Source organism: bacterium, from assembly GCA_030697645.1.
In the GTDB taxonomy this organism is placed as follows: Bacteria; Patescibacteriota; Minisyncoccia; order Phycocordibacterales; family VMGT01; genus JAUYPI01.
In genome coordinates this window covers 1-23,992 of record JAUYPI010000018.1, presented here as the reverse complement: position 1 = coordinate 23,992, position 23,992 = coordinate 1, and the positions used below count along the sequence as shown (strand labels likewise).

The window sequence follows — 23,992 nt, the reverse complement described above, 5'->3', positions numbered from 1 at the left end:
CGAGCCAACGCAAGGGAAAAGCGATGAAAAAACTTACCGTTTTAGGATCAACCGGTTCTATCGGAACGCAAACACTTGATGTGGTGCGAAATAACCCTGATCTGCTCGAAATAGTTGCTCTTTCCACGCACCAAAAAATCGCCCTGTTGTATAAACAGATCAAGGAATTTCGGCCCCAAGTCGTCGCGGTCAGCGATCCATCGCAGGCAAAAATTTTAATACCGGAGGTATCAATCCCGGTGTTTGTGGGGGAAGCGGGGCTTGCACAACTCGCGACTCTCGGAGAGGCCGATCTCGTGGTCAACGGCATTGTCGGGGTTGCTGGAATCAAGCCCACTCTTGCCGCGCTCGGAAAAGGAAAGGACATGGCGCTCGCGAACAAAGAAACCATGGTCGCGGCTGGAGTCCTCACGATGGAAACCGCAAAAAAATACGGGGCGTGGATCCTTCCGGTGGACTCGGAACCGAGCGCCATCTTTCAGTGCCTCGAGGGAGTGCCGCGAGAATCAGTCGCACGACTTATCCTCACGGCTTCAGGGGGGCCGTTCCGCAAAACCCCCAAAAGAAAACTCGAGCGCGTGACACCTCTACAGGCCCTCAAGCACCCCACCTGGAAAATGGGTCCGAAGATCACCGTTGACTCAGCAACGCTGATGAACAAGGGTTTTGAGGTGATTGAGGTGATGCATCTCTTTGAGATTCCTCCGGAGCGGATAGATATAGTGGTTCACCCTGAGTCAATCATCCACTCCATGGTGGCATTCAAAGACGGAACAACCCTTGCCCAGCTGAGCGTGCCGGACATGCGTATTCCCATTCAGTACGCGCTTCTGTACCCACAGCGGCGCCCCGTACACAACGCAACAAAATTTTCATTGTTTGACGCACCAGGAGAACTCACCTTTGAGCCATGCGATACCGATCGTTTCCCGTGCGTCAGTCTGGCCTACGAGGCGGCGAAAATCGGCGGCACCATGCCAGCGGTGATGTGCGCGGCGAATGATGTTTTTGTGCGGGCATTTCTCGACCGCTCCATTGGATTTCACCAGATTCCGCTCGGTATCCAAGGCGTGATGCGACTACATACGCCGTACGAAGCGAACGATGTGGTGTCGCTTTTCAGCGCGATTGAATGGGCGGAGCAGCAAGCACGCAGTTTGCTCACCAAGTTACGTGTTTAAGATTCGTTATGTTGCATTCTACTGACCCGCGCCTTCGCGCGGGTCGTGTCTTTACGGGCCGCTACCGCGCGATTAAATTTTTCTCCCCGGTCGTACTCATTCTTGAACATGCCGAATGAGGCGAAGGCGGGGCTGAAGAGAATACTATCCCCCTTCCTTGCGACAAGGACCGCCTGCTTTATTGCCGCGCTCAGTGTGGTTGTGTACATCTCTTGAATCAAGAATTTGGAATAATGAATTATTGCTTCCGTTTCCATGCTTCTTGATTCATGCTTCATAATTCTATTTGTGCCAGTACCCGGAAGCCAAATAACTGCTCTGCAATACCTTGGAATCTCCTTGAGCAGCCCCGACATGTCGAGCCCTTTGTCCGCTCCACCCATAATAAGAATTATCCGATGGACCTTGCTGCTTGCTGCTTGCTGCTTGCTGCTTAGTCTGCCGAGCGCGCGGAGCGCGGCGATCGTTGCCTCCGGAGTCGTCGCACACGTGTCGTTATAAATTTTGACGCCGCGGAGCTCTCGCACGAGCTCGAGGCGACCGGGGAGACCATGAAAAGAAGTAATAGCGCGCTTGCTGACCGAACGCGGCACACCAAGTGCATCCGCCGCCACGAGCGCCGAGGCAGCATTCGCGCGATTATGCTCGCCAGGAATCGCGAGCTTCCAATTTTTCGGTACATTGCTCGGCCGCACCACCTTCATCCGCTGTGCGTGCTCCGCAAAATGTTTGCGTATCAAAGGTGCCGCCTGTGCGCCCACAATCAATACTGGCCGAGTTTGAAAATTGAAAATTGAAAATTGAAAATTTTTTACGCCACTTTGGTATGTAAAAATGTTTGCCTTATCCTTCAAATAACGTCCGCGGTCCCTATCATAGTAATTAAGGTGGTCATCGAAAAATGTCGTAAAAACCGCAACGTGCGGACTGATCTTCGCCTCGCCGAAGCCCTGAAGCTGCCACGAGTCGAGCTCGAGAACGACGATGTCGCCAGGGCGGACTTTTTTGAGGAGTGGCAGGGTTGCCATGCCACGGATGTTACCGCCGAGGAAGACGCGATGTGACCGCGAGGGACTGGTAACTGGTAACTGGTAACTGGGGAGTTCGTGGCCGGAACGTCCGCCAACCTGATACCTAACACCTAATACCTTACGCCAGTCGTTTAGCACCTCGTAGAGCAACTGCGTCGTCGTTGACTTCCCGCGCGTTCCGGTAATGCCGACAAGAAGCACGCCGGGCGGCGCGAGCTCGGCAAAGAGTGACGCGTCCATTTTGACCGGCACGCCATGTGAGCGAGCCTCGGCGATAAACGGCGAATCAAGCGGCACGCCCGCGGCCTTGATCACCATGTCGACACCCCGGAAGTTCTCGAGTCGGTGCTCGCCGAGCACGAAGCGAATATTCTTAAACCGCGCGAGTTTTTTAAGCGACGGCTGAAGCTGATCCTTCGTTTTCAAATCGGTCACGAGCATATCCGCCCCACACTCCGCAAGAAACTTCGCCACATTAACACCGCGCCCAAGAAGCCCCAGGCCTATTAGCGTAATCTGCTTGCCGCGAAAATAAGCGCTGTAGTCACCCATGGTTCAGTGGAGAAGCGAACTATAGTGGCCTTTCAGCTGATCCGCACCCCGAGCGGCACGCGGGCGGCCTCAACAAACTGCGTCTCATTCGGGCCGCGGATATTCACCGCAAACGAATATGTGCCCGCAGTGGTAATCTTGAGCCCATTCATCTTGAGACGAAAACGCGTACGACTATGCTGCGGCGCGATGTCGAGTTTGTAGATCACACTCTGAAGCCGCGCCCCTTGAGGATCAAAGAGCGCCACCTCGACGTCGGCAATCACGTGCTGCCCCTCGGAGCGCTTATGCCAGAGCGTCACAAGCTCGCAGGCGACGGGGATCACGACGCCCCCCTCAGGCGGAGGCGGCGCACTTTTCGCGCGCTCAATCGCCAGCTCTTCAATCAGATGAAAAAGCGACACGCTATTCGTGTCCTGGTCCACCGAGGACAATTGACACAGCTGCGACCAGACGTGTTCGATATGGGGGATTTCGTTCATAACGGTGCCTTGATTACTTCCCAACCATTGCTTCAAGTAATTCGGGGAACTCCTCTGTTCCCATGTCATTCATTGTGTAGTGGCCGTGCCCTTGCAATTCGATAATTTCACCGCCTAATGCGCGGTGAAAAATTCGTAAACTTTCTTTTCCATCACTTTCCTCGTCGTCGGCAGTAAACATCACAACCTTGCTGACTCTCGATTTTATCGTCTCGTCGATGGGGCATGCGTAAAATGCTTTCCGGAACGCGTCATCTTTGTCAGAGATTTTCCACGGAGCAACAAGCACAAGTTTGCAGATTTTTCTCTTCGTTTCTCCGAGCCACCGAACCAAAAAGGCCGCTCCGCAACTATGGCCGACCACGGTGGTATTTTCTCCCACTGTATATTTTTCAAACTCCGATTTAAATTTTTCATAGTCCGGCTCCCAAGGACTCGGCATGAGCGGCGTTTCTGTTTTTATGCCCAGTGTCGTTAGTTCCTTTTTGGCCCAAGGAATCCAGTGCTTGTCGTATGTTCTGGTTGTGGGATTCATCGCCTTCTCCGCATCTGATGGGCAGCCGTGGATAATTATGCAGTTTTGTTTCAAAGTATCCATACAACGTAAACAAATGGAAAAATTCGCGTTTGTGGGCACGGGGAGAGTCGAACTCCCAACCCCTTGCGGGGACTACGCCCTGAACGTAGCGCGTATACCAATTCCGCCACGTGCCCGAAAGACTATGCTATACTCTAGCAAAATTCGTTTTAGTTGGCACTTTTTGCGCTGAACAACAAAATTGTGGGGCGTCCGATGCCTCAGCCCACTAAATCCGAATATCGAAGCACAAAATACAGGCAATGCCCGAATTTCCAAGCTCCAAGGAATCAATTTGGAAGACAATTTCCAAATCTCAAAGCTCCAATTTCTAAACCCGAACGTTGTTCGTGTTTGAGATTTGAAAATTTGGAAATTGGTTGCTTGGAAATTCGATTTGTTTCGGATTTCGAATTTTGCTTATATGCACCACCCTCACACTATCGGCCTCTATCACAAAGACTGCACGGACGGCACTGCGGCCGCCGCGGTGCTGCTCAAAAAATTTCCGCACATCGAGCTCCATCCGGTGGGCCACGACATTTCACACTCCGAGCTCGAGAACCTCCTCGGGCGTGTCAGCGCAGACACAGAAGTCTACACCGTTGACATTGCGGTCGGCGTGCAGGAGCTTCTCGCACATGCAAAAAGCGTCGTCACGATTGATCACCACATCGGCATTAAAGAGACCCTCGAGCAGCTCGCGCGCGAACACGAAAACTTCACTTTCGTCTTTGATAACGAACGCTCCGGTGCCTCCCTCGCGTGGCACCACTTTTTTCCCGAGAAGCCCGTGACGGAACTCATCACGCTCGTCGAAGATAATGACCTCTGGCGCTTTAGCTTCGGACAACGCACGCGCCATCTTCTGATGCACCTCTCGACGCTCATGAACCAGCCCAAGCGCGTACTTGAGCTCCTCGGTGGCAATCTCGAGCCGTTTATTGCGGCCGGAGAGCACATGACCCGCTACGCCGACACCCTGATCTCGCACTTTGCCGAGGGCCGCGATCCGACATGGCTCCGTGTAGGAGAGCACCGTGTACCGGGCTACAATTCGCCCTACTTTGAATCCGAGCTCGGGCATGCGCTCTCGAAAAAACACGACTCCGCGGTCGCCATTTTTCGCTTCAAAGGGGCGGTCGTCAATTTTAGCGTGAGGAGCGCCGATGGGCAGAACCCGTCAGCGCTCGATCTCGCCACTCTCCTCGGCGGCGGCGGGCACCGCAATGCCTCCGGCGCAAGCGTGCCAATCGAAAAATTCGTCGCGATGCTTGAACTGCCCTGAACTGCCGAGTCGGCGTACGCGCCTGCGTGTTGCCCTTTCCCAATCGTTTGCTATGATATGCGCATGTTATGCAAACGACCACGCACAATACAATAGACGTCCGCGATCTCCGCTCTGATCAAGTACGGCTCGTTCATCGAGTGGTGCGCTTGCTCCGCCGCAATCGCACGTCAGACGATCGCCTACACACAGTCCCGGTAGCGAACGACACCGCGTGGAGTTCGCTCGCCGCGACGAGTTTCGCTGCCGACTGGGACAATCCACAGGACGCCCTCTATGACAACTGGCAAAAAATCTACGATGTACCGCAGAGGTGATGTCGTCCTCATCCCCTTCCCCTTTAGCGACCTCTCGACCGCCAAAACACGGCCCGCTGTGGTGGTGAGCGTGTCTGCGTTCACACACGCAACTGACGATCTCACGGTTGCCATGATTACCTCAATGCGGCATGCCACGCGGTTCGATTACGCGCTCAAAGACTGGCGACAGGCAAACCTCCTTGCACCGTCGTGGGTCCGCGCGAAACTGGCAACGCTCGATCCGCGCTTGGTACGCTATGCGCCAGGCAGACTAAGCAGTGCCGATATGGCCGAAGTCGACACGCGCATTCGTCGCGCGCTCGGCATGTAGTGTGCACGACTGCCGCCGCTACTTCGTCTCTATTGCACGTGCTTTCCGCACCGGCCGTGAGCCGCGTCGCGCGACTTTCCACTCGAGCCGCGGCGGCCTCCGTGCCGACCGCGGTCGCGCTTTCTCTTGTACATACTCGCCTTTCATAAAACGACATCGTACTCGGCTACCGTCGCCGAAAGAAGATGGTAGTCGAATTATACGCGTGTGCGACGAAAACATCCTATCATGTGATCATTCACCATGCCGACGGCTTGCATGTGAGCATACATGATCGTCGGGCCGAGAAATTTGAATCCGCGATTTTTCAGATCGGCAGCAAACGCAACTGATTCAGCGCTTATCGTTGGATAATCAGCTATTCCTCGAATAGAGTGTCTTATTGGTTCGTTATGAACAAACCCCCATGAATATGCCGTAAAGGAGTCGAACTCTTCCTGTACTTCAACAAACCGATGTGCATTATTAATGGCTGCATTAATTTTTGCATTGTTTCTAATAATGCCAGAGTTTTTTAACAATCGCGCAACATCACGACTCGAAAAACGAGAAACTCTTTGTGGATCAAAGTTTGCAAATGCTTTTCGATAGTTTTCTCTTTTGTGGAGAACTGTGCGCCAACTTAATCCTGCCTGGGCACTTTCAAGTACAAGAAATTCAAATGCCCTCAGGTCATCGTAGGTAGGCACGCCCCATTCCTCATCGTGATATTGCTGCATCGGCAGATCATTTCCAACCCACGAACAGCGTTTTTTCGATTTTAAAATCGTAGCAAGCATAACAACGTCATGCAGCATTCTTACTTAAATTAGTCCGAACGCATTTCGCCGCCTGCGGCGGCGAAGAAATCCCCCCGCGAAAATTCGGAAAGGCGGCGGAGCCGCACCGATAACAATTTCCAATTTTTCTTTGGCGGCGACCCATCTTAAAAGTTGTTAATAATCAGTGGCAACATTCGGAAAGTACTTTAATGACAAAAACTAGCCCTGTTGAGAAAATTATGACGAGTAGACCAAGAATAGAGAAGAAAAATGATGACTTATGTGTTTCTCTCCATGATTTAATAAGTAGGGTGAAAAAAGAAAATAGGAAAAATACGAGGCTCGCAGGTAGTAAGACTAGACCTACATATGACAACTCAGAAGCACTAAAAATAGTCCCTGATACTAAAACAACTATTGATGCAATCAGTTCGGCTACCCATAAACGGCTGCTACTTTTATAAAGACGGAGAGAATGATAGGAGAGATAAATAAATGTCGTAAGCGTTCCAACAAATCCCAATAATCCTATTATTGGATCGATAGGAAGATCATTACTACCTATTCCAAAAACTAAAAGTGTACGCCATATATAAATTGAGATAGAAGAAAATACTAAAATAAAACCGCTTGACTTTAAAATAATATTTTCTCTATCTTTAAATAGATAATGAAAAATGAAAAAAAACAATACAAAAATTATCGCGGGAATAATTGATAGAAAAGCTAAATTGGCAATTGAGTAGTCGGCAGTCTGTAATCCTAACCCTGGATAAAAAGAAGATTTACTAAAAACTAATCGCGCTATTATTCCCGCGAATATATATCCTAATAAACCTATAAAAAAAGTAACCTTCTTATTCATAGGATTAAAAAATTTTCTTCCCCCAAAATTAAAATATGGTTCCCTCCAGAGGCGGGCAGGCGAGCCGATGTTTTTCTCCAGGTTCTTTTGCGGTTTTGAGCGGTGCGGCTCCGCCGCCTTTCCGAAATGCTTTGACTTTTCCTATCTGGTGCGAGCGGAAGGAATCGAACCTTCGACCTCTGACTTATCAGGTCAGCGTTCTACCACTGAACTACGCTCGCGCGCACACCAGAGAGGTATGCATTGTGCTTTATCAAACCAAAATCCTCGCTGATTAGCAAATTGAAGCATGAAAAAATAAGCCCTGTGCTCGTGAGACAAACACGAGCACAGGGATACGGCAGGCTTTCTACGGTTTACGATCGAGAAACCTCTTCTGCATAATCTCGAACGACCTCTAGCCCTCCATCTTGTTTTCCTACCTCCTCCCATTCGGTAAAGGCGCGTTCGGTACTGTAACGCCCATCCCAACGACTGAAAAATAATCTAGGATTTTCGTCGACCACCATCCATTTCAACATACACCCGTCGTCGACAGCACGTCGTAATACTTCCTGAAGTGCAGGAGGAATAAAGTCGCGTTCAGGCCCTAAATCAAATTCGATAGCATGCGCTCGATCAGCGATAGGTCCTTCTTTTACGCGTTTTAAGCGCGTATCATGACACTCAGAGATCAAAGCCTCCATAACAAAATACTCTGATTTTCTAACGACCAAAACTCCCTGGAGGCGACGTTCTGAACCACCATACTGTCTGACAACATAAAACGTCATCGATGATTCCTCCACATGTAAGGTGGCGTGGCTATCGAAAAACCCCTATGTCAGGTGTAGCACGCACTTTAATATATGTCAATCGTTCTCTCGCCCCTATTTCTTCAGCCGCACCTCCCTGCCGTCGCTCTCAAAAATGATGGTGCCTCGCTCATACGTGCCGAGGGGCTTGACTCCGAAACGTGCCAGTGCGTCGAGCACCTCCCGGTGCGGATGGCCGTAGCGGTTGTCATGCCCGGCCGAGATCACGGCATAGGCAGGCGAGGCAAGGCCGAGGAGGTAGTCTGACGTCGACGTCTTCGAGCCATGGTGCCCGGCCTTTAGGACGTCAACGTCGAGCGCTTCGCCGTCGAGCGCCGCGAGGTATTCCTCGATTTGCTTCGGCGAGTCGCCGGTGAGGAGGAATGAGGTCGCGCCATAGGTGAGCTTTAGAACGACAGAGGCGGTATTCGTCTCGAGGCCGCCTGCGTCGCGGTCCGGGAAGAGAATGTCGAGGTACGCCCCGCCGCCAAGCTCGATTTTCTGCCCGCGCCGTGCGAGTATGTGTTCCGCACCCTCGATTCGGACGCTCTCTGCAAACGCACCGTACACGGCCGTGTCCGCAGCGACGCCCGGCTCGAGGATATGCGAAACGCGATAGCGCGCAAGCACCTCCGGCAGCCCGCCGATGTGGTCCTGGTCTGGGTGCGTTGCAATTACGACGTCAATCGAGCGGTCGAAGAAAGGCATAGTGCGCCCCAAGGCGCGGAGCACGCTCCTCCCCGGCCCGCCGTCAATGAGCACCTGGCGGCCAGTCGGGCTCTCAATCAGGGCCGCGTCGCCCTGCCCTACGTCGAGGAATGCCACGGAGAGCACGCCGCCGCGCTCCTCGCGGAGCGCGGCGTACCAGACAAAGACGGTCACGGCAAAAAGCGCCACGAGTGCGTAGGAGCGAATATTTTTCTTAAAGCCGACGAACATCAGTAAGGCCCCGTCCATAAATAAGTTCCCCTAATATCGTGCTCAGTGCATGGCCTGATGCAGCTTGGCGCGGAATGAGCGAATCCGAGACGTATCGAGATACGATGAGGATTTCGCGATTGAGCACGATGCTCGATAAGGGCGTGCAGTGAGTGCGAGATGGGGAAGGTATTTATGGACGGGGCCTAAGCATTGTATCTCACGCGGGCTCGCGAGAGTAGCGCCCAGGCATGTAGCGTCGCACAGGCGTGCGAAGTTACAGAAAGTGCATATTTTCTATGCGCTCCCTTGCAGTAATAATCCTTGCGGCGGGTAAAGGTACCCGTATGGGTGGCGACATCCCGAAAGTCTGCCACGAACTCGATGGCAAGCCATTGATCGCGCATGTGCTCGAAGCCATTGTGCCGCTCGCACCCCAGCGCGTCATTCTCGTCGTCGGCTATCGGGCCGAGGCAGTCGCCGGGGCCGTGCGTGCGTACTCGGAGCTTCCTATTGAGTTTATAAGACAGGAGGAACAGCGCGGCACTGGGCATGCGGTCTCCATTACCGAGAGCCTCCTCAAAGGATTTGACGGTGACGTCCTCATCCGCTACGGCGATACGCCGCTTATCCGCTCCGAGACCCTCGCGCGCCTTTTTGTCGCGCACCGAAAGGCACGCGCGACAGGAGCACTTCTTACCGCCCTCCTCGATAATCCAACCGGCTACGGCCGCATCGTCCGGAACGCCTCGGGCCGCGTTGTGCGGATTGAAGAAGAGAAAAGCGCGACTGAGGAGGAGCGAGAGATCCGCGAGATCAACGCGGGCGCCTACTGCTATCGTGCGCGAGCGCTCTTTTCTGCGCTCAAAAACCTCCGGCCGAACAGCGCAAACGGCGAGTATTATCTCACTGACGCCGTGCGCGTGCTCACCGGGCGCGGCCGCTCTATTCTCGCCCTGCCCGCCGCGCTCCCCGAAGAAGTCCTCGGCGTCAACACGCCAGAGCAGCTCCGGACAGTCTCAAATGTGCGCGCTTCGCTTTTCTCCGGACGCAGTGATGTCGTCAATGCCTAAATCACTTAATTTCCAATTTTCAATTTTGCAATTTTCAATCAATTTTTAATGTGTCAATGACTCAATAACGACGACGGTCGTGTTTGAAAATTGGGCCCTTGAAAATTGAAAATTGTGCAAACCGCTGACGCAAATTCGAATTTTGCTAACGCAACTTCGGATTTTTAATTTCTGATTTCGAATTGAGGTAAGTCCGTACTCAAAAATCAGAAGTTAGAAATTGGAAATTGTGTAAACATTGTGTAAACCATGTCTATCCTCATCACCGGCATCGCCGGCTTTATCGGCAGTAATTTCGCGAAGCGCTTCATGAGGGCACGACCACGCGTGCCAGTTATCGGCATTGACGATCTCTCAAACGGCCGCGCTGAAGTGGTGCCTCAGGACGCCACGCTCTATCGCGGTTCAATTTGCGACCGCGAGCTTCTCGCGCGTGTGTTTCGAAACCACTCCCCTTCCTATATCTTCCACTTCGCGGCACTCCCGCGCGTCGCGTATTCGGTGGAGCACCCGCACGAAACGGCGGAAACCAATGTCTTGGGCACAATCGCGCTTCTTGAAGCAGCCGCAAAACACCACGTCAAACGCTTCATATTCTCTTCCTCATCGTCCGTGTACGGCAACACGACACAACTTCCGACGAGGGAAAGCACGCCCGCAAACCCCCGCTCGCCCTACGCGCTCCAAAAATACCTCTGCGAGCTCCTCTGCCAACAATGGAGCAAGCTCTACGGACTCGACACGGTCTGCCTGCGCTATTTCAACGTCTACGGCCCCGGGCAGCACGGCGACTCGCCGTACTCGACCGTCATTGCCGCATGGCTCGAAACACTCTTTACAAACGGCGCGAAAACACCCTACCTTGAAGGCGACGGGGGGCAGTCACGCGACTTCTGCTACGTTGACGACGTAGCCGAGGCAAACATCCTCGCGATGCGCGCCGCAAAACCTTTTTCCGGCATGGCAATCAACGTCGCAGGCGGCACCAGCGTCTCGCTCTCTGATCTGCACTCGCTTATTGAGAGGTCGACTGGCAAGCCGCTCGAGCTCGAGCGTCGACCGCCGCGCATCGGCGATGTCCGCGCCACCCGTGCGGACACACACAAAGCCCGACGCCTCCTCGGCTTCAGAGCACGCACGCCGCTCAAAGAGGGCCTCGCAAGAACAGTTCGCTGGTTTCAAGACTCGGCCAAAAACTAACAACATTCCGCAGCCAACACGACGAAAACTAGAGCAGGGGAAAGGTACGCTCGCAAACTGCCACCCTTATACCGTAACGCCTGTGAGTGTACGAAAAAGAAACCCGATCGAGAATGCAACTGCCGCAACGCCGAGGCTGAAGAAAAGCATCGTGCCGAGCTGGCGCGCGAAGGAGCGGCCGAAGATCACGGCGGTGTAAAACGACACCGCGGCGATGATCGCGACGGCGCTCGTAAGCATCAGGGCGAGCGCCGAAAAAACGCTGCCGAAAAAGAAAAACGGTGCGACGAGGATGCCGACGACCGCGAGGTACGAGACGCCGGTGTAGAGCGCGGCGCTCTGCGGCCGCTTCCCTGCCTCAAACTCGGCCTGGAGGAATGCGCTTGCGGCCATAGAGAGCGACGCCGCGACGCCGGTGATGAGCCCGGCCGCGGCAACGAGGCGCGTCGTGCCAAGCGCAAAAGAGAAACCGGTGAGCGCACCGGTGAGCTCGATCAGGCCGTCATTAAGCCCCAAGACGATACTCGACATGAACTCCACTTTTCCCTCCCTCACCTGGTTGATGAAGTACCGCTCGTGCTCGCGCTCATGCGCGAGCACCTCCTCCATCCGCACTCGGAGCGCAGCATCTTTGACTCCCGCGATGTAGCGCTCGTAGCGCTCGATCATAAGCCGCTCACGTCCCTCAAGAAACTTCGCGGTAAACGTGAGGCCGAAGAGCCGCCGCAGCAGCAGGTAAAACACAACATCAAGCCGCCGCACGCGGAACTCTTTTTGCGTTGCAAACTGTTTCCAGAACTCGTAGTCGGTGTACTCCTGGCCAATCAGGAGCTCGAGAATCCGACGGAACTCCGGATTACGCTCGCGTCTTGCAAGCGCGGTATAAATCACGTAATCACGATATTGGTGGTGGGCAAAAAAATCTGGCGTCATTAGAGGCAGTATAGCATCTCGCCGCGGCTGCGCGCGCAGCAGAGCGACGTCCACTTCCTCGCGGGCTTCCGTGCCATGCTCGGCTTTGCTATACTACGTTTACCATTATTCGCGTAACTTTAGTGAGAACGTCTATGAAACTCATCCACACGATCCGCGCCGAGGCGCACTGTGACATCCCGTGCGGAATCTACGATCCCACACCGGCGAAAATTGCCGCAAAAACGGTTGCGCGCATGGTCGAGCAGCTCGATACGCTGCCGCTGCCCGGAGATGAAAACGACATGCTCGCAATCAACGCATATCACAACGCTCTCATGCGGCGCATTATGATCAAGGAGCAACATGCCGAGCTCGTGAAGCGCGAACTTGAAATCCTTTGGTCAGACTTCTTCAAACCCGAGCACCTTGAGAAATATCCGAACCTCCATGAGCTTTTCTGGAAAACCATAAAACTCGCCTCGAAGCTCAAGCAAGATCCGCACACCGAAGATGCCGTCGCGCTCCTCGCTGGTGTCGACGAAATCGCGCGCATATTCTACGAGACTAAAGGCGCGCCGGAGAAATATGAGGCGTATAAAACGATCACTGATACACTTTACTGACACGGCCTGGCAGCAAGCAGTATGCGGCAAGCAGTAAACAACATGCAGCGCCATGGTCGAAGCCCGCATAAGCTCCAATTTCCAACCAACAATTTCCAAACAAGTCTCAATATTCAAAATCCAATTTCCAAACACGACGTGCGTGTTTGAGATTTGATGCATGGGAATTTGAAATTTGTTTGGAGCTTGTTGGTTGGAGCTTGGAATTTATTTGGTTTGGAGCTTGTTTTTTGGAATTTGGAAATTCGAGTAACGGATATATACTGCATGCTGCCAATTTTTCGAGTCCGCGTTTCCGGTCTCTCCTGCTGGCCCTGCCTCGTCCCCGGGAAAACTTACTGGGCCACGTCGCTCCGGCGAGCGCGTGTGGGTGATTTTGTCGTCGTTTCGGGCGCGGCAATAGGTGAATCGTGCATACTGTATGTCGTCAAACGCGTCGCCGAGCAGAATGTCGACACGCTCGTGCTCGCAAGTACGCTGTCGTGGAGCGAGGCGACGTATACCGTTCCGCGTAACGCTGTCCACGGCGTACTCGCGCGCGCATTTTTACGTGCATGTGATACGGTACAAATATGACGTTGCTCAGCGCGCTCAAAGAAATAGGGAAGCTGCTCCTCGCCATCTTTCTCACGCCGTTCGCGGTGGGCATGTGGTGCTTTTGCGAGTGGTGGGAAGGCCTCCTCAAAAAAATCATCAAGAAAAAGAAACACCGCGTGCTGAACGCCGTGCTCCTCGCCGTCACCGCGCCGCTCTTTATCTTCTATCCACTGGCATGGCTCAGCGGCAAAGTCGTCGAGGATTTCTAACTCACCTTACGCATCACGACTGTTCTTTCCGTCTTTGCGAGCGAAGCACCTGCATGCCAGCAGGCCGGAAGCAATCCAGGATCATGTCGTTATACTCTGGATTGCTTCGGGCTGCGCCCTCGCAATGACGAGTACAGATACTTTCACACAGTAATGCATGGTTGCGTAAGGTGAGTTTCTAAGACAGCAACAAACAAAAAAACAAAGCCCCGACAGTGTGTCACTGTCGGGGCACCCTTGTTTCCAGGCCATGGCAAGCCCGCATTAGGTCACTCAAAACTCCTGCGAAAAAACCGAGGCCTGTTTAAAGACGCACTCTTGTCTTGGATGCAGCAACCGTAGCGGGGTCAGTTACCAGTTCTGTTTCTTGGCCAGCCGCTGTAAGTATTTCGGGCCCATACACCGCGACGAGCTTATCGAGGTCTTTGCCGCTCGCGCGAAGCAGGGCAATGTTGTAGTCTTCAACGGCGGAGATAAGCGCATAGACGTCGAAATTCTTGCCGAGCGGCTCTGTCACAAACTGCCGGAGCGCAGCAATGTCTTTGATGAAACAGTCGCCTCCTGCGCCGCGTCCCCCGTCCGCATATACCTCGCTATGTGCAGCGCCAATACGCGGGTCGGCAGCAATACCTCGTCGCACCGTCTCCCAGTTCGCACCAAATTCCTTCGCAATATCATAACTCTGATTCCACCATGCCACTTGCGTGTATAGGCGATAATTGCTCAGATACTTGATGAGCGAGGCCTCTCTCGCCGAACATATGACTGTCACGGGCGCCGGCGGCAGCACGGCAAGCACCTCGTTTGCCTTGGCACGGTGTGCGCTCGTCGCACCGTCCGGTATCCCTACTACATTTCGCGTCGGACGTACGGCGTCGTATGCAGCGCTTGCTTTAGCCAGAAACTCAGGCGAGTGGAAAAGGAACTTGTCCGAATGTTCCTGCTGCAGCGCGTCCAAGGCACCAGGCGGAATCGTCGATTTGACCACCGCGATCTTGCCGCTCCCGACGTGCTGAAGCGCGTCACGCACGCACGAGTCATCGCAGCCACCGTCTGTAAGCCGTGTCGGTGTCGGCACAGCAACAAAAACGATATCGCACGCTTCAATGCGACGCTGGTTGTGCGCGTACGGCTTCCGACTATCTGTATCAAACGCAATGACGGTATACCCGCGCTCACCTATCGCCCGCGCGACGTTCGCGCCGACCCAGCCCATGCCAATCATGCCAATGAGCGGTTTCTTTTTTCCTGTATCCATAATGCCCTCCTTTGTATGCATACAACATTGAACATTGAGAGCTCAAACTCCCTCCTGCTTCTGAAACCCCTCTATGAGAGCATATGTAACGGCTCACACGCGCATGCACATTTGACTTGCGACCAGCTGAAGGAGAATACTGTGGCATGCATGAAGGACGACGGTCGAGCGAGTTTGGACGCACGCTCGCTGCGTGCTGGAAACCTGACGACTTCGACGCGCTCCTCAAGCGACACAGGTTCGATATCGTCTACGCAGACTCCCATTTCGGCATGCTCCTCTATGTCGTCAAGCGCATGCCCGTCTAACACCCCAAAGCTCCGCCACTCTGGCGGGGCCTCTACTTTCCGCTCATCACAGAGCGTCGAACTGCCGCCGCACCTCCGCTGCAAGCGCGGCAAGTGTGTGGTGCTCCACGACATACTCGCGAAGCAGCGCGCCGATGCGACGCTTCTCAACCTCGGGCAACGCGAGGAGATAACGCGCTTTGCTCACCAGCTCATCGGCGTTGCCTTCAGTAAAACGGCACGGGAGCGGCAGGACCTCGGCAAGCGCCGGGTTTGACGTGAGCACCATCGTCTCACAGCTCATCGCCTCAAGAATCGTTTTATCAAAATTGCCAGCCTGCGAGGCATTTATATAAAGTTCGTGCTCGCGAAAGAGCTGCGGCGTCCTCTCGTGCGGCACCCCTGCTCTCCAATGGATGAAGCCGTCCTGCTCAAGCTCGCGTGCCTCCAAGCGCATTTTCGCAGCATAATCTTCCTCGCCCGGAATCTCACTGCCGATAATGTCGGCAACACAATGAACGCCGCGCTCACGCACGAGCTTTAGCGCCCCTATCATCACGTGGAGTCGTTTGTAAACGGAAATCCGCCCGAGTATCAAAATCGAGCACGGCCGCGGCGCACTCGTGTCTTTCCTTCCCGGACGAAACTGCTCCGTATCAATCCCCACCGGCATCTGCCGCGCCTTTCTCCGATATCGAGCGGTAAACGATTGCGGCGAGGTATAAAAAATACGATGCGCAAGCTGCGCCGCAACGCGCACTTTCATGCTCCGCGCCGGGTGGTTGTACCAAAGCGCAACCCGCTTCCCCATAAGCCGCCAGAAGATACCACCAAGCACCACATACTCGGCGTTCATGTGCACGAAAACGCAATCGTACGAGCGGTGTGTACCGATGATAAGTCGCAAGAAACGCGCGGTATACACGAAGCGACGAGCAGCATGCAGCAAGCAATATACAACACGCACGTTTTGCTTGCTGCATGCTGCTTGCTGCATGCTGCTTTTCCCTAAACAAAACACGCGCACGTTCTGCGGCACCGAGCGCTCGCCCTCGTCAAGACAAATCACCGTGATCGCCTCCCAGTGCTGTGCAAACTCCTCGATCCACGCCTGAAAAAAGCCGAGCACCGGATCAGCGCGGTCAACTTTCTGGGTGACGATGAGGAGATGGGTGCGGACCTTTGACATGTGACCTTTGATCATTGACGTACGGGGCAAAAACATCGAGCAGCGCTGACCGTGTCAAAATATCAAAGGTCAATGGTCAAATGTCGTTTCCGTACACCAACCGCACATGCCATTACGCTTCGCTGTTACCACGACAAAAGGCCGACCGCAGCCAGTCCGACGATGATGCCAAGGGTCTGGGTCGTTGTAAGCGTTTCGCGAAAAACGAAAACGCCGATGACGGCGGCCAGCAAGGCGGAAGCAACGGAAAATAGAATGCCACCGCGTGCAAGCCCTGCGCCGCCGCGAAGCGCAAAGAGCCAAAACGTATTGTCTACGACATAGAGGGTGAGTGCTGTCGCGGCAAGGACAACGCCGCCTTTCACGGACCATGACTTTGCGAATACATCGGCGGCCGCTTCAAAGGCAACAACGAGCGCGAGTAAAACTCCCCACATGACTTCAGCATAACGCATTCTCGCTCCAGTAATCAAACGTCGCGTCCGCAGTTACTAGTTACCAGTTACTGATTACTAGTCCCCCGTCACGCCGTACACCGCTCGAATCTGCTCAAGCCCTTTGCCGCTCTCGCGCAGCAGCGCGATATTTTTATTTTCTAGCGCCTTGAGGAGGGTCAGACCCTCCTCGTCAGCAGGAAGGAGAGAAGCGTAAATCTGGGCAAACGCCGCGAAATCTTTCACGAAGCAGTTTCCTCCGGCGCCGCGGCCGCTTTTGTGCACCGGATCGAGATGCTTCTCGGCGATCCATGGGTCACGCGCAAGTATCGCGCGAAGCGCACTCCAGTCTGCGCCCAGGACCTGTGCCACGTCGTAGAGCAGATTCATGTACACAACCTTGGTGTAGAAAAAACAATTTCGTAGGTACTTAAAAAGTTCTGCCTCGCGCGCAGTGCAAATTGTGCTGTATCCCGCCTGCGGCAGTGTCGCCATCACGCGCTCGGCGGCCTCGCGCCCTCGCACATCTCCCTCCGGCACGCCGATAATATTAAACACCGGATGCGCTGCGTCCTCTGCCGCCGTCGCCTCACTCAAAAACTCCGGTGAGTGGAGCACGGTAATCTTGGGGAACTCTTTTTGCAGCCGCTCCGTCGTCCCGGGAAGAATCGTTGATTTTATCACAGCGATATTTCCCTCGCCGACAAGCCCGAGCGCCGAGCGCACGATGGAATCGTCGAAGCCGGTATCGTGCTTTGTCGGCGTCGGCACAGCGACGAAGACAACGTCGCACGTCTTAATCGCCTCTTTATTTTGCACATACGGCTCTTCGAGCGCGTAGCGCACCACGCTAAACCCCCGCCGCTCAAAATCGTCGGCGTAACTTTTTCCTATAAATCCTTGGCCGATGAAGCCGATTAGCATAGGGGGCTAGTAATCAGTAACTGGTAACTAGGGGCTACGATCGCCCGCGAAAATCCCACGACAATTACAGAGCGGCATTAAAAATTGTCGCCTATCTTTCCCATTCTTTAACCTGCGGCGAAAAATCGAGCTGGTAGTCTGGAATCCCTAACGAAACGCCAAACCTCGCCACGTCATCGTACTGCTCTTTTTTGCTCCGATCAACTTTGAAAAATTTGTCGCGAAAAATAACGAAGTGAGATGCGTTGTTTTTGAAGTCTGCATACCAGGGATGTTTGCGGTCGAGCGCTTTACTGATTTTCCCCGCGACACTATCGGCCTGATTTTCTGAAATTTTAACGGTGTGTAAAGTCCACTGTTTTATCCATGGAGTTTTATGTTCTGCCGTGACCTCCTCAATTTTTGTGCTAGAAATATGCACCTCTTTGAGGACGTCTTTGTTCTCCAGACTTTCTTCGATGATCACGCCAGTGTAGTCCATATTTTCATCATTTTTTTCTAAAACCCTAGAGGTAGCGCACCGCTCCCACGTTTCCTGATATTTTCGCACATACTCCTCCTTACTCACCGCGTGTCGCATCACCGCCTCCTGCGCTGCGCTGCCGAGGCGTATCTGAAGTGTCTCGTCGCCGAGAAGCCGCAGCAGCCGTTCTCTGATGCACGCGCGGTCGCCGACCGGGCAGACGAACGCACTCTCGCCGTCGCGGAGTATATCCCCTACGATGCCGACGTCGGTCGTTACGATCGGCAAACCCGCTGCCGCCGCTTCAACTAATACCATACCATAGCCTTCGTAGTTTGAGGTGTGGAGGAAGATATCAGCTGCGTGGTAGTAAGGCGCAAGGTCAGCGGCGGAAGATTCAAAAATTACATTATTCTGTAACTGGTAACTGGTAACTGGTAACTGGTAACGGCTTTTTTCTGACCCGTCGCCCACAACGATGAAGCCGGTGCGCGGATGTGCCTTGACGACATCTCGCATCGCCTCGATCGCAAGCGCGATGTTCTTCTCCTGCGCAAGACGGCCGACCATGAGGATCAGGCGGCCAAACTGTGCGTAGCGCGCCCGGATCTCGCGAACCGCCACCTCGTCAGGTCGCGCGCTGAAGCGAGCGGCGTCAACGAAGATGGGGAGGGTGGCGACATTTGACATTTGACATTTGACCCTTGACAACGACTGTCGGATACGCTCGGAGACGACGCGAATGCAGTCGGCGCGAGGAAGCGTGAAGCGTGCGATACGCACGCGGGCGCGATTGAGCAGCGACTGCCACGCAAAGTGCGGGCTCAAAAAGTCCGTGTGTACCTGGATTTGAAGCGCCGCGCCGAAACGCCGCTTGAGAAGCACGCCGACGAGGCCGGTTTCGAACGGGTCCTGACTCGTGATCAGCCACCGCTGATCACGAGAATTTCCAATTTCCAATTTCCAATTTCCAATACGACGCTTCGCACAGCGATACGCATCGAAAACATACAGCCACCTGCTCCAAGAATGTGTTGGATACACGAAAACGTTTTTGGAAATTGCATCATTGGAAATTGATTGAAAATTGAAAATTGAAAATTGAAAATTTTTCTGCCTAACAAAAACAACAAGGTGTAGTTCGTCGACAATACGGCCGTACTCCCGCATCCGCTCTCGCGCCGCGCTCCCCGGCACAAGAATGCTCCGGTCGGTTGAAATCATGAGGACTTTCATAAATAAGCAGCAAGCAGCATGCAACATGCAGCAAGCGCGTTTTACACGGTGCTCTCGACGAGAACCTGGACAAGGCGCTCTGCGATTCGCGCACGATTGAATGCGGCGACCTTTTCACGTGCGGTGCCGACAAGCCCGACCGCGACCTGCTCTTCACGAAGCACACGAAGCAGTGCCGCCAAGAGGGCGTCGGCGTCATTGTAGCCCACGAGAAATCCGCTGCGGCTATCTTCGATAAGCTCGCGGTTGCCGGGAATGTCGCTCGCAATGATAGGCGTCCCGAGCGCCATTGCCTCAAGGAGCTGGTGAGAAAAACCCTCGTAGCCGGAATTGAGCACAAACACGTCGGCGGCTCTGATGTAGCGATGCAGCTCGTTCTGCGGCAGTGCGCCCGCGAGCGTAACGACACTTTGTGCTTTGCACTTTGCGCTTTGAGATCGTAATCGCTCCCGCTCCGGCCCGTCGCCGATAATAACTAACTTCGCGTCCGGAATGTCGGGAACGATCTGCGGCATGATCTCGATGAGCGCAGAAAAACCCTTCCACGGCACCAAACGCCCAGCGCTCACGATAATACTCCCTGAGAGCCCGAGCGCGCGCCGCGCTTCATCTTTCGTCTCACTCTCCTGCGGCGGCTCGAAGGAATTGTACACGACGCTCATCTTCTCCTCCGGCACGCCCCACATCGAGACAATCCGCTTCAAAAACTCACTCGGCACAATCACCCGCTCCGCCCGTCGCGCAACAAATCGTTGCCCCCACCGCCGCAGCGTAATGCCTAAACCAAAATTTTCATATTGAAATTCGTCAACATTTTTAAATTTTACATTGTCATTTTGATTTTTGATTTTTGATTTTTGCATTCGGGAAGCATACGTTTCCCACGCCCTATCTCCCACCACCCGCACCAAAAAACGCCTGCCCCGAAGCCGCGCGGCAATCAAGGCCGGCAGCCCGATCCCAAACGGATCGAGCGCAAACACGACGTCAACCTTCCCCGCCGCGCGAACGAGCCGCCAAAAGTATACGATATACCGTATAGGTTTCGGGAGATGGCGCACATCGCTAAATTTTTCAACCGCCACCGCAACGTCGCGTTTCGGCAACTCCTCCTCTGCAAACCGCGTAAACGTCGCCGGCCCGCCGATCTCCGGTGGATACAGCGGTGTCGCAATAAGCAATTTGAACATATCCCCAAAGGGCGCGCCTTTCCCTAAATCATACAATGTTTTCCCCGCTGCAGTTACTTACCACGACGACGTAAGCCCCTCCACAAAAGACGGCCGACTCCCGTCCCGTCATAATAACTATGCGGCCGCATAGTTATTATGACGGAGGAGACTGGACGGTGATGCTAGAAATAGTCATCGTTCACTCGACGATAAAAAAACGCACGCGTCGCCATTTCACTGGCGATCGTATTCCAATCGTAGCGCTCGGCTACCTCGCGCGCGCTCACTCTGATGCGCTCACAGAGCTCGTAATCTTTGAGTAGTCGCGCGATCTGCGCCGCGACGCTCTCAGGATTATCTACTTCGGCAAAGAGGCCGGTCTCCTCATCGCGCAGAAAATCGGGGATGCCGCCGACGCGCGTTGCGACGACCGGTACTCCTGCGGCCATTGCTTCAATAAATGCGCTCCCCATACCCTCGGAGCGCGAGGGGCGGCAGAAGACGTCGGCGAGCCAGAGGTACTCCGGAAGATTTGCGTGATTGACGTGGCCGAGGAATTTAACGCGAGCTTTTAGCTTATAGCTTTTAGCTTTTAGAAGCTCTTCGAGCGGCCCGGCGCCGAGGATGAGTAGTTTTACATTCTCTGGTAGAAATCTCATTGCTTCGATCAGTGTATCCACGCCATTCTTTTCAACTAAACGCGAGACGGTGATGACCACCCGATCGTCATCGGCAAGACCAAGGCGCCCGCGCAGGGTGTTAGGCCCGGCGTGTTTGAAAATTGAATCATTGGAAATTGATTGAAAATTGAAAATTGAAAATTGAAAATTTCTCAAATCAACCCCATTCGGTATCACCTCAACTTTTCCTCGCGCTCCCATCTCGCGCGCGAATTCAGCAAGATATTTTGAAATCGCGGTGACCACCGCGGCTCTGCGGAAAATCTGCCTAAACAATGGCCGCATGACGCCGACGCGGCGCAGGATGTGCTCGATCGGATCGCCCTCCTGGAGGGTGAGCACGAACGGCACGCGCGGGCAGAGCCAGGTAAAAAAAAGCACGGCGAAACCTGCCTGGTTCGCCATGATCGCCCACGCGGCGCTGTAGCGCCGCGTACCATACAGGCGAAACGCTTTCCACGTGGCAAGAAACGGGAACAGTATTTTATTCAGCGAGAGCGGAAAGCGGAATGTATCGTTTATCGTCGCGCCGCGCCGTGCAAACCCAAGCCGGTGCACCGTGACATTCCCCACGCGCTCAACGCACGACAGTGCACCATCAAACCGCAACGTCACGAGGTCGAACTCAATCTCCCCCGGCGCAATGCGATCGGTAACTTCTTTCACCGCAAGCTCCGCTCCGCCGACAAAAGGGAGGTACGCGAGGGAAAATATGAGAATACGTTTTGGCGCGCTATTGTCAACCTTGTCAAACATCCAATGTCTGCCAGAGCGCTGGCAGACATTGGATGTTTGACAACAGGGCAGAGCTTCAACCAGATGCGAGCCAACAAATCCGGCACCGCCGGTAACAAGTGTCGTTTTCATGCGAAGTGTGCCGAGGGGTCTTACTCCTCCACAATTTCGTACCCGTCCGCCTCACTCACCGGCGCTACCTCAAGCGCTCTCGCGCGCGAGGCGAGGAAAGCGAGAACGCCGAGCGCGGTGAGTCCGCCAAGCGCAGCGAGATACATACCGAGCCTGCCGCTAAAAAACGCACCGCCGGCGGCACCCTCGCAGCCAGCGGCTGGCGGAGGCAAATCAAGCGCACCGATTCCTGTAAGGCCAGCCGCCGACGCTGCGTCGGTGTTCGTAGTCGAACTCTCTCGCGCACTCGTCGTGGGCTCGGGGGCGATGTACGGCACCACGGTCGGCGCTCGCCCGCTCGACGGCCGCGTCGGCTGGCGCGATGCAGGCGAACGCGACGTGGTTTGAGCATCGGTCGCCGACGCCGATGACGCAGCCGCCGCAACGACACGCTCCGTGACTGCCCCAATGAAAGCCGCACTCCCGTCCACACTAACGCCCGCGCTCGGAAACGCAGGCCACTTGTACTCGACTACAATCGAGCCGTTTGGGTACAAAAGTGCAACTTGCTCGCCGCGCGCAACCACAAGTCCCGTCGTCTCAGCCCCAAAACGAAGCGCGGCACCGGCCACAAGGATCGTATTTTTCGGAAACGTAAAGTGTCTCTCCCCCGCATGCAACCGCCACGCTGAGAGGTCAACATCCTGCTTCCCTTCGTTTGTCAATTCAATGAATCCGGAGGCCCCCTCCGCGACTGCGCTAATCGTAAGCGCTGCTGCCGCCGCGCGTACCGTAAGACGCGCCGTCGCCGTGTATTCACCCGAGGCCAGAGAGAGCACCACGACGTATTCCCCCGGGTGACGCCACGAGTGGAGCACGGCGCGGCCTTCACCGCTCGATCCGTCGCCAAAATTCCAGATTAACCGCGCGTTCTCGAGCGGCTCGCCCTTGAATCCGATCGCCTCTCCTCTAAACTCGGCAAGCGCCCCCACAGTGACCGCGCTCGGACCGCTCGTGCGGGCGCTGATCTCGGGCTTGGCCGCAGATAGAGAGCCGCCTCCTGTACTACCACTGCTCGTCCCGCCGCCCGCAGGCGGCGTTGAACCACTCTCAGATGACCCACCCGTCCCTGCACTACTACCCCCACTTGAAGACCCGCCGCCAGAAGTCGGCGCGGGCACAGGCGTCGTCGCGTTCGCCGCCCCAGGTGTCGGAGAAGCCGCAATCCAACTTCCACCACTTTTCTGAAGCGAGAGTCCATCACCTACGGCACCCCACTCGCTCGAGTAAGTAACTGAGTCAGTGTCCGCAAGCGCACCATCGCGGAGTGCAAGCAACTCGCCGGTGTTGCCGAGCGAAAACGAACTGTCAAAAAGCACACCGGAAAAACCCGCGTGGTCTCCCAAAAATTGCGTCGCGTTATCTGCGATGACGGCGTAGCCGCCCGGCGCAAGCGCACTCCCGCCTTGGACAGTAGTGAGCTTATGGTTCGTTTCTCCCTCGAAAAACCGCCAATCGAAAAGGTCAACGTCGCTGCCGCCGCCGTTAAATACCTCCACCCACTCACGGCCGCTGTCGGACCCCTCAAGGTCATACATAATCTCAACAATCGAGACCTGCGCGAGCACGCTTATAGGCACGCCGAGCAGTACCATCGCGGCAAAAATAGACTTCTTTCGAAACCCCTTTCGTGGCGAAATTTCTGATTTTTGAGCGAGACGAGGAAAGTGAGCGAAATGATTCGACGCGTTACTCGAAGTACGACGAGGATCATTTTGCGATACTTTACGAAGTCGCAGCCGAAAAT

General features: G+C 54.5%; 27 protein-coding genes and 2 tRNA genes. 10 read left to right on the top strand and 19 right to left on the bottom strand.

All coding sequences use genetic code 11. The annotated features are described in order from the left end of the window. Positions 1 to 23: 23 nt before the first annotated feature. Positions 24 to 1,181: a 1-deoxy-D-xylulose-5-phosphate reductoisomerase gene (gene dxr, locus Q8R39_04360; GenBank protein MDP3735630.1), complete on the top strand. Its 1,158-nt coding sequence runs from the start codon at positions 24 to 26 to the stop codon at positions 1,179 to 1,181. Here the strand turns inward: dxr and Q8R39_04355 are convergent. From Q8R39_04355 to Q8R39_04340, 4 genes are all read right to left on the bottom strand, one after another. Then, on the bottom strand, positions 1,178 to 2,764 hold the full coding sequence (locus Q8R39_04355) for a Mur ligase family protein (protein ID MDP3735629.1): 1,587 nt from the start codon (positions 2,762 to 2,764) through the stop codon (positions 1,178 to 1,180). The genes dxr and Q8R39_04355 overlap by 4 nt on opposite strands. Positions 2,765 to 2,796: 32 nt before the next feature. Continuing rightward, positions 2,797 to 3,246 (bottom strand): hypothetical protein, encoded by a 450-nt coding sequence (locus Q8R39_04350; protein ID MDP3735628.1) that lies wholly within the window; start codon positions 3,244 to 3,246, stop codon positions 2,797 to 2,799. Between the two features lie 13 nt (positions 3,247 to 3,259). Further along, the gene (locus Q8R39_04345; protein ID MDP3735627.1) at positions 3,260 to 3,844 is read right to left on the bottom strand and encodes an alpha/beta hydrolase; all 585 of its coding nucleotides are present in this window, start codon (positions 3,842 to 3,844) and stop codon (positions 3,260 to 3,262) included. 32 nt (positions 3,845 to 3,876) lie between these two features. Continuing rightward, positions 3,877 to 3,960, bottom strand: a tRNA-Leu gene (locus Q8R39_04340). A gap of 287 nt (positions 3,961 to 4,247) precedes the next feature. On the opposite strand from Q8R39_04340, the gene Q8R39_04335 reads away from it, so the two are divergent. The 3 genes from Q8R39_04335 to Q8R39_04325 all read left to right on the top strand — a co-directional run bounded on the left by Q8R39_04335 (position 4,248) and on the right by Q8R39_04325 (position 5,741). Beyond that, on the top strand, positions 4,248 to 5,111 hold the full coding sequence (locus Q8R39_04335) for a DHHA1 domain-containing protein (protein MDP3735626.1): 864 nt from the start codon (positions 4,248 to 4,250) through the stop codon (positions 5,109 to 5,111). A gap of 68 nt (positions 5,112 to 5,179) precedes the next feature. Further along, entirely contained in the window at positions 5,180 to 5,428 is a 249-nt protein-coding gene (locus Q8R39_04330; GenBank protein MDP3735625.1) for a hypothetical protein, read from the top strand. Then, positions 5,388 to 5,741: a type II toxin-antitoxin system PemK/MazF family toxin gene (locus tag Q8R39_04325; protein MDP3735624.1), complete on the top strand. Its 354-nt coding sequence runs from the start codon at positions 5,388 to 5,390 to the stop codon at positions 5,739 to 5,741. Before Q8R39_04330 ends, Q8R39_04325 begins: the two co-directional genes overlap by 41 nt. Before the next feature lie 18 nt (positions 5,742 to 5,759). Here Q8R39_04325 and Q8R39_04320 read toward each other — a convergent pair whose 3' ends face one another. The 6 genes from Q8R39_04320 to Q8R39_04295 form a co-directional block, all read right to left on the bottom strand. After that, on the bottom strand, positions 5,760 to 5,888 hold the full coding sequence (locus tag Q8R39_04320; protein ID MDP3735623.1) for a hypothetical protein: 129 nt from the start codon (positions 5,886 to 5,888) through the stop codon (positions 5,760 to 5,762). A 50-nt stretch (positions 5,889 to 5,938) separates the two neighbouring features. After that, a complete protein-coding gene (locus Q8R39_04315) occupies positions 5,939 to 6,520 on the bottom strand; it encodes a DNA-3-methyladenine glycosylase I (protein MDP3735622.1) in 582 nt (193 codons plus the stop codon). A gap of 163 nt (positions 6,521 to 6,683) precedes the next feature. Next, positions 6,684 to 7,367, bottom strand: a complete 684-nt coding sequence (locus tag Q8R39_04310) for a hypothetical protein (GenBank protein MDP3735621.1) — start codon at positions 7,365 to 7,367, stop codon at positions 6,684 to 6,686. A 146-nt stretch (positions 7,368 to 7,513) separates the two neighbouring features. Further along, positions 7,514 to 7,588, bottom strand: a tRNA-Ile gene (locus Q8R39_04305). Positions 7,589 to 7,723: 135 nt separating this feature from the next. Beyond that, positions 7,724 to 8,140, bottom strand: a complete 417-nt coding sequence (locus Q8R39_04300; GenBank protein MDP3735620.1) for a hypothetical protein — start codon at positions 8,138 to 8,140, stop codon at positions 7,724 to 7,726. 96 nt (positions 8,141 to 8,236) lie between these two features. Continuing rightward, positions 8,237 to 9,118, bottom strand: coding sequence for a ComEC/Rec2 family competence protein (locus tag Q8R39_04295; GenBank protein ID MDP3735619.1), 882 nt, complete (start codon positions 9,116 to 9,118; stop codon positions 8,237 to 8,239). 260 nt (positions 9,119 to 9,378) lie between these two features. Here Q8R39_04295 and Q8R39_04290 point away from each other — a divergent pair, with 260 nt between their 5' ends. Both Q8R39_04290 and Q8R39_04285 read left to right on the top strand, forming a co-directional pair. After that, a complete protein-coding gene (locus Q8R39_04290) occupies positions 9,379 to 10,152 on the top strand; it encodes an NTP transferase domain-containing protein (protein ID MDP3735618.1) in 774 nt (257 codons plus the stop codon). 249 nt (positions 10,153 to 10,401) lie between these two features. Beyond that, positions 10,402 to 11,352: an NAD-dependent epimerase/dehydratase family protein gene (locus Q8R39_04285; protein MDP3735617.1), complete on the top strand. Its 951-nt coding sequence runs from the start codon at positions 10,402 to 10,404 to the stop codon at positions 11,350 to 11,352. Between the two features lie 66 nt (positions 11,353 to 11,418). Here Q8R39_04285 and Q8R39_04280 read toward each other — a convergent pair whose 3' ends face one another. After that, positions 11,419 to 12,285, bottom strand: a complete 867-nt coding sequence (locus tag Q8R39_04280) for a VIT1/CCC1 transporter family protein (GenBank protein ID MDP3735616.1) — start codon at positions 12,283 to 12,285, stop codon at positions 11,419 to 11,421. Positions 12,286 to 12,419: 134 nt separating this feature from the next. Here Q8R39_04280 and sodN point away from each other — a divergent pair, with 134 nt between their 5' ends. The 3 genes from sodN to Q8R39_04265 all read left to right on the top strand — a co-directional run bounded on the left by sodN (position 12,420) and on the right by Q8R39_04265 (position 13,696). Further along, positions 12,420 to 12,890, top strand: coding sequence for a superoxide dismutase, Ni (sodN, locus tag Q8R39_04275; GenBank protein MDP3735615.1), 471 nt, complete (start codon positions 12,420 to 12,422; stop codon positions 12,888 to 12,890). A gap of 267 nt (positions 12,891 to 13,157) precedes the next feature. Next, complete coding sequence (locus Q8R39_04270) at positions 13,158 to 13,466, top strand: hypothetical protein (GenBank protein ID MDP3735614.1); 309 nt, start codon at positions 13,158 to 13,160, stop codon at positions 13,464 to 13,466. Beyond that, positions 13,463 to 13,696, top strand: a complete 234-nt coding sequence (locus Q8R39_04265) for a hypothetical protein (GenBank protein ID MDP3735613.1) — start codon at positions 13,463 to 13,465, stop codon at positions 13,694 to 13,696. The genes Q8R39_04270 and Q8R39_04265 overlap by 4 nt, the downstream gene beginning before the upstream one ends. A gap of 304 nt (positions 13,697 to 14,000) precedes the next feature. On the opposite strand, the gene Q8R39_04260 is transcribed toward Q8R39_04265, so the two are convergent. Next, positions 14,001 to 14,975, bottom strand: a complete 975-nt coding sequence (locus Q8R39_04260; GenBank protein ID MDP3735612.1) for an NAD(P)-binding domain-containing protein — start codon at positions 14,973 to 14,975, stop codon at positions 14,001 to 14,003. A 125-nt stretch (positions 14,976 to 15,100) separates the two neighbouring features. Between Q8R39_04260 and Q8R39_04255 the strand changes: the two genes are divergently transcribed. After that, a complete protein-coding gene (locus Q8R39_04255) occupies positions 15,101 to 15,262 on the top strand; it encodes a hypothetical protein (protein MDP3735611.1) in 162 nt (53 codons plus the stop codon). A gap of 46 nt (positions 15,263 to 15,308) precedes the next feature. Here Q8R39_04255 and Q8R39_04250 read toward each other — a convergent pair whose 3' ends face one another. From Q8R39_04250 to Q8R39_04220, 7 genes are all read right to left on the bottom strand, one after another. After that, positions 15,309 to 16,430, bottom strand: a complete 1,122-nt coding sequence (locus tag Q8R39_04250) for a glycosyltransferase family 4 protein (protein MDP3735610.1) — start codon at positions 16,428 to 16,430, stop codon at positions 15,309 to 15,311. 125 nt (positions 16,431 to 16,555) lie between these two features. Then, positions 16,556 to 16,885: a hypothetical protein gene (locus tag Q8R39_04245; GenBank protein MDP3735609.1), complete on the bottom strand. Its 330-nt coding sequence runs from the start codon at positions 16,883 to 16,885 to the stop codon at positions 16,556 to 16,558. 57 nt (positions 16,886 to 16,942) lie between these two features. Beyond that, positions 16,943 to 17,788: a hypothetical protein gene (locus Q8R39_04240; protein ID MDP3735608.1), complete on the bottom strand. Its 846-nt coding sequence runs from the start codon at positions 17,786 to 17,788 to the stop codon at positions 16,943 to 16,945. A gap of 91 nt (positions 17,789 to 17,879) precedes the next feature. After that, positions 17,880 to 19,211, bottom strand: coding sequence for a glycosyltransferase family 4 protein (locus tag Q8R39_04235; protein MDP3735607.1), 1,332 nt, complete (start codon positions 19,209 to 19,211; stop codon positions 17,880 to 17,882). A 317-nt stretch (positions 19,212 to 19,528) separates the two neighbouring features. Continuing rightward, positions 19,529 to 20,677 (bottom strand): glycosyltransferase family 4 protein, encoded by a 1,149-nt coding sequence (locus tag Q8R39_04230; protein ID MDP3735606.1) that lies wholly within the window; start codon positions 20,675 to 20,677, stop codon positions 19,529 to 19,531. 164 nt (positions 20,678 to 20,841) lie between these two features. After that, entirely contained in the window at positions 20,842 to 22,206 is a 1,365-nt protein-coding gene (locus tag Q8R39_04225) for a glycosyltransferase (GenBank protein MDP3735605.1), read from the bottom strand. Between the two features lie 20 nt (positions 22,207 to 22,226). Then, positions 22,227 to 23,840 (bottom strand): lamin tail domain-containing protein, encoded by a 1,614-nt coding sequence (locus tag Q8R39_04220; protein ID MDP3735604.1) that lies wholly within the window; start codon positions 23,838 to 23,840, stop codon positions 22,227 to 22,229. Positions 23,841 to 23,992 lie beyond the last annotated feature (152 nt).